Source organism: Oceanobacillus saliphilus (assembly GCF_023522835.1).
GTDB classification, from domain to species: Bacteria; Bacillota; Bacilli; order Bacillales; family Amphibacillaceae; genus Oceanobacillus; species Oceanobacillus saliphilus.
Genome location: NZ_JALCZU010000025.1, coordinates 3,086 through 4,587 on the forward strand (window position 1 = coordinate 3,086; position 1,502 = coordinate 4,587).

Genomic DNA, 1,502 nt, shown 5'->3' on the forward strand with positions numbered 1-1,502 from the left:
TAATCCTTAGAAAGGAGGTGATCCAGCCGCACCTTCCGATACGGCTACCTTGTTACGACTTCACCCCAATCATCAGTCCCACCTTCGGCGGCTGGCTCCTCGAAAGGTTACCTCACCGACTTCGGGTGTTACCAACTCTCGTGGTGTGACGGGCGGTGTGTACAAGGCCCGGGAACGTATTCACCGTGGCATGCTGATCCACGATTACTAGCGATTCCGGCTTCATGCAGGCGAGTTGCAGCCTGCAATCCGAACTGAGAATGGTTTTATGGGATTTGCTTGACCTCGCGGTTTTGCTTCCCTTTGTTCCATCCATTGTAGCACGTGTGTAGCCCAGGTCATAAGGGGCATGATGATTTGACGTCATCCCCACCTTCCTCCGGTTTGTCACCGGCAGTCACCTTAGAGTGCCCAACTAAATGCTGGCAACTAAGATCAAGGGTTGCGCTCGTTGCGGGACTTAACCCAACATCTCACGACACGAGCTGACGACAACCATGCACCACCTGTCACTCTGTCCCCGAAGGGAACGTCCTATCTCTAGGAGTGTCAGAGGATGTCAAGACCTGGTAAGGTTCTTCGCGTTGCTTCGAATTAAACCACATGCTCCACCGCTTGTGCGGGCCCCCGTCAATTCTTTTGAGTTTCAGCCTTGCGGCCGTACTCCCCAGGCGGAGTGCTTAATGCGTTAACTTCAGCACTAAGGGGCGGAAACCCCCTAACACCTAGCACTCATCGTTTACGGCGTGGACTACCAGGGTATCTAATCCTGTTCGCTCCCCACGCTTTCGCTCCTCAGCGTCAGTTACAGACCAGAGAGTCGCCTTCGCCACTGGTGTTCCTCCACATCTCTACGCATTTCACCGCTACACGTGGAATTCCACTCTCCTCTTCTGTACTCAAGTCCTCCAGTTTCCAATGACCCTCCACGGTTAAGCCGTGGGCTTTCACATCAGACTTAAAAGACCGCCTGCGAGCGCTTTACGCCCAATAATTCCGGACAACGCTTGCCACCTACGTATTACCGCGGCTGCTGGCACGTAGTTAGCCGTGGCTTTCTGGTCAGGTACCGTCAAGGTGCGAGCAGTTACTCTCGCACTTGTTCTTCCCTGACAACAGAGTTTTACGATCCGAAAACCTTCATCACTCACGCGGCGTTGCTCCGTCAGACTTTCGTCCATTGCGGAAGATTCCCTACTGCTGCCTCCCGTAGGAGTCTGGGCCGTGTCTCAGTCCCAGTGTGGCCGATCACCCTCTCAGGTCGGCTACGCATCGTCGCCTTGGTGAGCCGTTACCTCACCAACTAGCTAATGCGCCGCGGGCCCATCTGTAAGTGACAGCTAAAAGCCGTCTTTCATCTTCTTGCCAGGAGACAAAAAGTATTATTCGGTATTAGCTCGCGTTTCCGCGAGTTATCCCAATCTTACAGGCAGGTTGCCCACGTGTTACTCACCCGTCCGCCGCTCGTTCCACTTTTCTTCACTCCGAAGAGATTAGAAAAG

1 rRNA gene is annotated in these 1,502 nt (G+C 53.9%); it reads right to left on the minus strand.

Annotation, left to right across the window (positions count from 1 at the left end):
• Positions 1–10: 10 nt before the first annotated feature.
• A 16S ribosomal RNA gene (locus MN204_RS20200) occupies positions 11–1,502 on the minus strand; the annotation flags it as partial.